The following is an 8,657-nucleotide window of genomic DNA, read 5'->3' as shown; positions in this document are numbered from 1 at the left end:
ATGTTGCGGCGTTGGGTGATCTGGTGCCGCGGGCGGAGTCGGGGCGGCCGTATCTGCCGTTCGCGTGGAGTGGTGTGTCGTTGCACGCGGCGGGCGCGACGGGTCTGAGGGTCAAGGTCGCCCGCGGAGCCACGGACGCGAGCATCACGTTGAGCATCGCGGACGAGACCGGCGCTCCGGTGGCCGAGATCGACGCGCTCACGCTGCGCGCCCTGTCCACCGAACTCACCGCCGGCAACCAGACCTCCCTGCACCAGCTCGACTGGACCGCGGCCCCGGCCGCCGCCGAACAGGACGCGCTCCGGTGGCTGGTGCTGGGCACCGACGACCTCGGCACCGGGGCGGAGGTCCACCCGGATCTGGCCTCCGTCGACGCGGCGGACGTGCCGGACGCGGTCCTGACCCGCTGCGCAGGCGCGGAGTCGCACGCCACGACCCATGCGGCGCTGGCGCTGGCGCAGGATTGGCTCGCCGACGAGCGCACGGCGTCGTCGCGGCTGGTCATCGTCACCCGCCAGGCCGTTGCGGCGGCCGAGGGCGACGTTCCTGACCTGGCGCAGGCGGCGGTGTGGGGCTTGGTGCGGGCCGCGCAGTCCGAGCAGCCCGGCCGGTTCGTGCTCCTGGACGCCGACAGCGAGCGGTTGGACGCCGGGACGGTCGGCCAGGCGCTGGCGACCGGCGAGTCCCAGATCGCCTTGCGAGACGGCCGAATCCTGACGCCGAAGCTGGGCCGGGCCACGGAGCTGGAGCAGCACGAGCCGGTGTTCGGCTCCGACGGCACCGTGCTGATCACGGGCGGCACGGGTGGACTGGGCGCGCTGGTGGCCCGCCACCTGGTCACCGAGCACGAGGTCAGGAACCTGCTCCTGCTCAGCCGGCGCGGGCCGGACGCGCCCGGCGCGGCCGAGCTGGTGGCGGAGTTGTCGGAGCTCGGGGCCGAGGTGGACGTGGCGGGCTGTGACGTGGCCGATCGCGACGCGCTCGCCCGGGTGCTGGAGGGCGTGCACGATCTGGTGGGCGTGGTGCACACGGCCGGCGTCCTGGACGACGGCGTCATCGCCGCGCAGTCCCCCGCCCGCCTGGACGCCGTACTCGAACCCAAGGCGGATGCGGCCTGGCACCTGCACGAGCTCACTCAGCATCTCAACCTGAGAGCGTTCGTGCTGTTCTCCTCGCTGGCCGGTGTGCTGGGCAGCGCGGGCCAGGCCAACTACGCCGCGGCCAACGCCTACCTGGACGCCCTGGCGCACCACCGCGGAGCGCAGGGTCTGCCGGCCACCTCGCTGGCCTGGGGTCTCTGGACGACCAGCGGCATGGCGGGCGAGCTCACCGCAGCGGACCTGCGCCGCATGGAGCGCGCAGGCGTGAGACCGCTGTCTACCGAGGAGGGGTTGGCGCTCTTCGACCTCGGCGTCCGCTCCGGCCGCGCCGTGCTGGTCCCGGCGAAGTTCACCAAGGCCAGGAACCGCGCCAAACCCCGCCGTACGCGGCCGGGCCAAGGGCTGGCGGAACGGCTCGCCACGATGGAACCGGCCACGATCGAGGCCACCCTGTCCGAGGTCGTCAGGGGCCAGGTGGCCGCGGTGCTCGGGTTCGCCGACGAGTCGGCGATCGAGCCGCAGCGCCAGTTCCAGGAGCTCGGCTTCGACTCGCTGACCGCGGTGGAGCTGCGCAACCAGCTCAACACGGCCACGGGCCTGCAGCTGCCCGCCACGCTCATCTTCGACTATCCGACTCCCCACGACCTGACGAGATTCGTCCTGGAGCAGCTCTTCCCCGCCGTCGCGGCGGGCACGGCCGAGCCCGCCGACGCCCGCAGCGACGCCGAGGTGCGGCAGCTCCTGACGACCATCCCGATCGAACGACTGCGTGCGGCCGGGCTGCTGGACAGCCTCTTCCGCCTGGCCGGCCCGGAGGACGAGGAGACGAACGGCAGGACCGAGGAGATCGACAGCATGGACGCCGACCTCCTGATTCAGCTCGCCCTTGAAGGCGGGAGTTCCTAGTCAAAAGGAAATGATCATGACTCTGGTTACCACTTGGACGACGCTCAAAGAATCCGACTCGGCGAACCTCGTCCTCTGCGTCGACTTCACGGAGACCGGCCGGGCGGAGGCCGGCTTCCCGGACCTGCTGGCGAAGATGGACTACGACGGGACGTTCTGGCACGTTTCCCCGCCCGCCGTGACACCTGGCTCGGGTGTCGACGGCGCCTCCTACGTGCGTTCGTGGGTCGAACCTCTCAAGGCGAGCGGTCGGAAGGTCCACGCGGTGATGGGCTACTGCATCGGCGCCGTCTACGCGGCCGAACTCGTGGACGTGCTGGAGAAGGAGCAGGGTGAAGCGCCCCGGCTGATCGTCTTCGACCCCGAGCCGACCAGCCTGGAGAACGTCTACTTCCAGTTCGGCAAGGTCTTCGGCATCCTCTCCTCGATTCTCAGCGAGGAGGACGTCGCCGAGACCCGGGAAGCCATGGACCGTCCGCTCCAGCAGGAGGGCGTCACGGTCGAAGGCTACGCCGCCCAGCTGTACGCCAAGTTCCGCGACGTCGGGCACCGCGCGTTCGAAAGAGCCGGGCTCGACCCGGAGTACTCGGAGGAGATGTGGGGGACGTTCAGCGCCTTCCTGTCCTTCCTCACCTACGCCGACCACCTGGATCCCTGGGAGGGGTGGCAGCGCGCCACCGCGGTGAGCTCGTCCAACCCGAGGAACGGCCTGAACCGGCTGCGCGAGTCCGGCCGCGGCGCCGTCGTGGCCGAGGAGCTCAGGTTCGACAAGGGCCACGACGTGTTGCTCACCGACGACGAGGTCGCCAGGGCCGTTACCAAGCTGCTGGAGAGATGATCATGGAGCAGATGCTGGGCCAGCGCGCCACCCGCAAGGAGCAGGCGCTGTGGCTGCTGGAAGAGCTCGTCCCCGGCGCCGGGGTGAACAACCTGGCCGTGGCGTTCAGCGTGACGGGCCGGGCGCGGCGCGACCTCATGCTGGAAGCGGTCAACCGCGTGCTCCACCGCCACGAGATCCTGCGCACGGTGTTCAGGATCGAGCCCGAGGGCATGGCGCGTGAGGTCGTGCCCGTCGAGCAGGCCGTGCTGCGGTTCGAGGAGGCCGGCTGGGACGACACGCGCGAGTGGCTGACGGAGTTCGTCGCGCGGCCGTTCGAGCCGGGCGGCGAGCTGCTGGTGCGCGCCGCGGTCCTGGAGGAGGACGGCGGCGAGGTTTACTGCCTGGCCATCCACCACTCGATCTTCGACGGGCTGTCGACCGCGCTGCTGACGAACGAGCTCGTGGCCCTCTACGACGCGCTGGTGGCGGGAGAGTCGCCGCCGCGCGACGTCGTACCGGCCTGGGAGGAGCCGGAGGCCGACCCGCGCAGCGGCGCGTTCTGGCGCGACAAGCTGGACGGGTTCCACGCCGCAGACCTCGACCTGTGGTGCGAGCAGGCCGAGACCTCCCAGACGACCCTCGTGGGCGACGTGATCAACTGGGAGCTGTCGCCCGCCGCCCGCGACGCGGCCCGGCGGATGCAGCGCGAGCTGCGGGCGCCCGAGTCGGTCATCCTCCTGGCCGCGTACGGCGTGCTGCTGGCCGCCCACGGCGCCGGCCCCGACCTCACGATCGGCTCGCCCATCAGCGTGCGCACGCCCGAGGCCGCCACCCGGATCGGCTACCACATCAACGTGCTCACCCTGCGCACGCGGGTCCGCTGGGCGAACACCTTCCGCACGCACGCGCGGAACACCCGCCGCACGTTCATGGAGGCCATGTCGCACGCCGACTACCCGGTGGACGACCTGCTGGAGATCGTGCCCCGCGACGGCTGGCGCAACAACCTGTTCCGGCACACGTTCAACTACGTGCCCGCCGACCTGACGGCCGGGTTCACGCTGGGCGGCCTGCCCGCCGAGCAGGTGGTGATCGAGAACGGCTTCAGCAAGTTCGACCTGGAGTTCTTCGTCACCTCCACCGCCGACGCCATCAAGATCAGGACCGCGTTCTGCGTGGACGTGCTCGACCGATCCGACGTGGAGCTGCTGCTGGCCCGCTACGACGAGCTGCTCGTCACGCTCGCCGAGCAGCCCGACCTGCCGCTCGCGGACATCCCCGTGTGGTGCTACCAGGACCGCGCGGCCATCGAGATGGCCAACGCCACCGAGCACACCGTGACGCCCGCGACCGTGCTGGAGAAGATCGCCCGCAAGGTGTCCGCCGCGCCGCCGGAGGACGTCGTGGCCGTGGTCGACGGCGACCGGCACGTCGGCCTGCGCCGGTTGTGGGCCGCCGCCGAGGCCACCCGCGACGCGCTCCAGGCCGCCGGGGTGGGCAGGGGCGACATCGTCGCGCTGCTCGCGCGGCGCTCACCCGAGCTGGCCGCGGCGGCGCTCGGCGTGTGGCTGGCCGGGGCGGCGTACCTGCCGCTCGAGCCCGACCACCCGCAGCAGCGCCTCGACTACCAGCTCGACGACGCCGGCGCGGCCGTGGTCCTCGCGGGCGACGGCATCACCGTCTCCAGCGAGCGCACGGTCCTCCCGCTCGTCTCCGTGGACGCGGTCACGCCGGTGTCCGGGCAGGTGTCGCCGTTCAGCCCCGTCCGGCCTGAAGACTGCGCGTACCTCATCTACACCAGCGGCTCGACCGGGCTCCCCAAGGGCACCCTGATCGACCACTACAGCCTCGCCAACCTGATCGCGCACTTCGCGCACCAGCTGTCGGCGGGCTCGCGCGACACCGTGCTCTGGCTGACCACGTTCAGCTTCGACATCTCCGCGCTGGAGCTGTTCCTGCCCCTGACGACGGACGCGCGGCTGGCCATCGCGCCGGACGACGCCCGCACCCAGGGCGAGCCGCTCGCCGAAGCCCTGCGGCGCTACGACGTCACCATCGCCCAGGCCACGCCGACCACCTGGCGGCTGGTCGTGGACCAGGCGTCCGGCGAGCTGGCGGGCTGCCGCGTGTTGTGCGGCGGCGAGCCGATGCCCGCCGTCCTGGCCGGGCGGCTGGCCGCCACCGGCTGCGAGCTCTACAACGTGTACGGCCCCACCGAGACCACGATCTGGTCCACCGCCGGCCGCATCGACCCCGCCGCGGACCGCGTCGACGTGGGCGTGCCCATCGCCAACACGAAGGTGTACGTGGCCGCCCCCGAAGGCCGCCCGCTGCCCATCGGCACCCGCGGCGAGCTGTGCATCGCCGGCGACGGCGTGGCCATCGGCTACCACAACCGGCCGGAGCTGACCGCCGAACGGTTCGGCGAGCACCCCGTCTACGGCCGGTTCTACCGCACGGGCGACCTGGCCCAGTGGACCTCCGACGGCAAGCTGGAGATCCTCGGACGACTCGACCGGCAGATCAAGCTGCGCGGCAACCGGATCGAGCTGGCCGAGGTCGAAGGCGTGCTGCTGACCCACCCAGACGTGCGGGCCGCCGCCGTCGTGGTGGTCGGCGACCCCAGCGCGGACGCCGTCCTGTGGGCGTTCGTGGTGGCGCCTGACCGGCCTGAGGTCACCTCGGAGCTGTGGGAGCACGCCAGCGAGTCGCTCCCGTACGCGGCGACCCCCCAGGAGTACGTCACCGTGGACGCCTTCCCGATGACCGGCAACGACAAGGTCGACTACCCGGCCCTGCGCAGCCTGGCCATGGAGCTGCGCAGCACCGCGGAGACCACCGTGGACGAGGCCGGCCTCCCGGCCGCCGGCACCGGGGACGCGCTGGTCGACTCCCTGGTGGCGCTCTGGAAGGCCATGCTGAACCGCACCGATCTCGGCCCCGACAGCCACTTCTTCGCGCTCGGCGGGCACTCGCTGCTGGCGGTCAAGCTGCTGCAGGAGATCAAGAAGGCGACCCAGATCCGGCTCAAGCTGAAGGACATCTTCGAGGAGCCGACCCCGGCCGGTCTAGCCCGCAGGCTGCAGGCCGCCGAAGGAAGTTCCTGACGAGGCGCGGCCGGGTGATCCACCCGGCCGCCGACACGACGTAAGCGGCACTAATGGATAGGCGGGTTGTCTCGTGTTGGAGAAAGTCGAGGAAGTACGGGCTGTTCCGTCCGCGCGGCCGGGTCGTTCCCCCGGCGCGCCACCGACCATGGAATCGATGCGCGCCGACATCGCCGCCCAGCTCGACCTCGACCCCTCCGAGGTCACGGACGGCGCCGACCTGATCAGCCTCGGCCTCGACTCGCTTCGCGCGATGCGGCTGGCCGGGCGGTGGCGGCGGGCGGGGGCCAGGATCGTCTTCGCCGAGCTGGCGACGGAGTTCACCCTCGCGGCCTGGTGGTCGCTGGTCCGCTCCCGGCTGTCCGAGGCCGCTCCGGCCAAGGAGCCGGAGCCGGCCGTGGACGAGGCGGCGCCGTTCCCGCTCACCCCCGTCCAGCTGGCCTACTGGATCGGCCGCGGCGACGGGCAGGTCATCGGGGGCGTCGGCTGCCACGCCTACCTGGAGTTCGACGGCTCCGGCGTCGACCCGGACCGGCTGGAACGGGCCGTACGCGCCCTCGTCGCCCGCCACGGCATGTTGCGGGCGATCTTCCACGACGACGGCACCCAGCAGATCATGGACAGCAGCCCGTGGCCGGGCCTGACCGTCCACGACCTGTCGGAGCTCGGCGAGGACGCCGCCGAGAGCATCAGGGAGCAGCTGTCGCACCGCCGCTTCGACGCCTCCCGCGGCGAGGTGTTCGACGTGCGGCTGTCGCTGCTGCCGGGCGGACGGTCGAGGGTGCACTTCGAGGTGGACTTCCTCGTCGCCGACGTGCTCGGCCTGCAGATCCTGCTGAAGGACCTGGCCCGGCTCTACCTGGAGCCCGACGCGCCCATGCCCGCCCTGGCCTGCTCGTTCCCCCGCTACCTCGCCGCCAGGGGGACGGAGCGGGCGGCGCGGCGTACCCGCGACCAGGAGTACTGGCGCGGCCGGCTGGACGAGCTGCCCGGCGCGCCGCAACTCCCTCTCGCCACCGAACCGGCCATGATCGCCCGGCCCCGATTCGTGCGCCGCGAGAGGTGGCTGCCGACCAGCGCGTGGCAGCGGATCCAGGAGCAGGCCCGCGTGCACGGGCTGACCCCCGCCATGGTGCTCGCCGCCGCCTACTGCGAGGTGCTGGCCGCGTGGAGCGGCGAACCGCGGTTCCTGCTCAACCTGCCGCTGTTCGACCGGGACGACACCGTCCACCCGGACGTCGCCCATCTGGTCGCCGACTTCACCAACCTGATCCTGGTCGCCGCCGACCTCTCGGAGCCGCAGCCGTTCGCCGAGCGCGCCAGGACCCTGCAGGCCCGCTTCCGCGCCGACGCGCGGCACACCGGCTATTCCGGCGTCGAAGTGCTCAGGGATCTGGCCCGCAACGGGGAGCACACCGGCGCGCCGGTGGTGTTCGCCTGCAACCTGGGGACCGAGCTGATCGTCCCTGAGGTGCGCGAGGCGTTCGGCGAGCCCGGGTGGATGATCACGCAGACCCCGCAGGTCTGGCTCGACCACCAGATCAACGAGTACGACCACGGCCTCCACCTGGCCTGGGACGCGGTGGAGGAGTTGTTCGCGCCGGGGGTGTTGGATGCGATGTTCGGGGCGTATGGGGGGTTGCTGGAGTGGTTGTCGGAGGGTGATTGGTCGCAGGAGGTTCCTGTGTTGTTGCCTGCCGGTCAGGTTGTAGTTCGGGAGCGGGTGAACGATACCGCTGGTGTGGTGCCGGATGGTGTGTTGCATGGTGAGTTTTTCGTTCGGGCGGGGAGTGAGCCGGGTCGGGTGGCGCTGATCTGTGCGGGCGGTTCGGTGTCGTATGGGGAGTTGGCGGCTCGGGCGTTGGGGGTGGCTGGTCATCTGGTTGCGGTGGGGGTGCGGCCGGGTGATGCGGTGGGTGTGGTGGTGCCGAAGGGTCCGGATCAGGTGGCGGCGGTGTTGGGGGTGTTGGCTGCTGGTGGGGTGTATGTGCCGGTGGGGGTGGATCAGCCGGTGGCGCGTCGGGAGCGGATTCTGGCGCGGGCGGGTGTGTGTCATGTGCTGACTGAGGTGCCGCAGGGGGAGCCGCTGCCCGGCCCGGTGGTGGTGTCGGCGGATATGTCGGCGTATGTGATTTTCACGTCGGGGTCGACGGGTGAGCCGAAGGGTGTGGAGGTCTCGCATCGGGCGGCGTTGAACACGGTTGTGGACGTGAACGAGCGGTTCGGGGTGGGTGCGGGGGATCGGGTGCTGGCGGTGTCGGCGCTGGACTTCGATCTGTCGGTGTACGACATCTTCGGCCTGCTGTCGGCCGGTGGCGCGCTCGTGTTGCCCGAGGAGGGTGAGCGGCGCGACGCGCAGGCGTGGGCCCACCTGTGCGAGACCCATGGCGTGACCATGTGGAACACGGTGCCGACCCTTCTCGACATGCTGCTCACGACGGTCGAGCAGGCGCCCTCCTGCCTTCGCCTGGCGCTGGTGTCGGGTGACTGGGTGGGGCTGGATCTGCAGGCGCGGCTGGCGGCGCGGAGTGGCGGGCGGTGCCGGTTGGTGGCGTTGGGGGGTGCGACGGAGGCGGCGATCTGGTCGAACGCGTTGGTGGTCGATCGGGTGCCGGCGCATTGGACGTCGATCCCGTACGGGTTCCCGCTGCGTAATCAGCGGTATCGGGTGGTGGACGGCCGTGGTCGTGACTGCCCGGACTGGGTGGCGGGGGAGTTGTGGAT

At 71.4% G+C, this 8,657-nt stretch carries 4 protein-coding genes; all 4 read left to right on the top strand.

Annotated elements, in window-relative coordinates; genetic code table 11:
- Window positions 1-2,006, top strand: a 2,006-nt coding sequence (locus E1294_RS49405; protein ID WP_132519456.1) for a type I polyketide synthase, incomplete at its 5' end; no start/stop codon positions are given.
- 16 nt (window positions 2,007-2,022) lie between these two features.
- Window positions 2,023-2,844, top strand: a complete 822-nt coding sequence (locus E1294_RS49400) for a hypothetical protein (protein ID WP_132519453.1) — start codon at window positions 2,023-2,025, stop codon at window positions 2,842-2,844.
- Window positions 2,845-2,846: 2 nt separating this feature from the next.
- A complete protein-coding gene (locus tag E1294_RS49395; protein WP_165977928.1) occupies window positions 2,847-5,933 on the top strand; it encodes a non-ribosomal peptide synthetase in 3,087 nt (1,028 codons plus the stop codon).
- Window positions 5,934-6,090: 157 nt separating this feature from the next.
- A partial coding sequence (locus E1294_RS49390) for an AMP-binding protein (protein ID WP_246083838.1) occupies window positions 6,091-8,657 on the top strand: 2,567 nt, incomplete at its 3' end.

The sequence above is a fragment of the Nonomuraea diastatica genome (assembly GCF_004349015.1).
Classification (GTDB): Bacteria; Actinomycetota; Actinomycetes; order Streptosporangiales; family Streptosporangiaceae; genus Nonomuraea; species Nonomuraea diastatica.
Note: the sequence above shows the minus strand (reverse complement) of the source record. Positions and strands in the feature narration are given on the sequence as shown.

Coding starts and splice junctions, on each gene's coding strand:
- E1294_RS49400 (WP_132519453.1), top strand. CDS start 2,023: ATGACTCTGGTTACCACTTGGACGACGCTCAAAGAATCCGACTCGGCG.
- E1294_RS49395 (WP_165977928.1), top strand. CDS start 2,847: ATGGAGCAGATGCTGGGCCAGCGCGCCACCCGCAAGGAGCAGGCGCTG.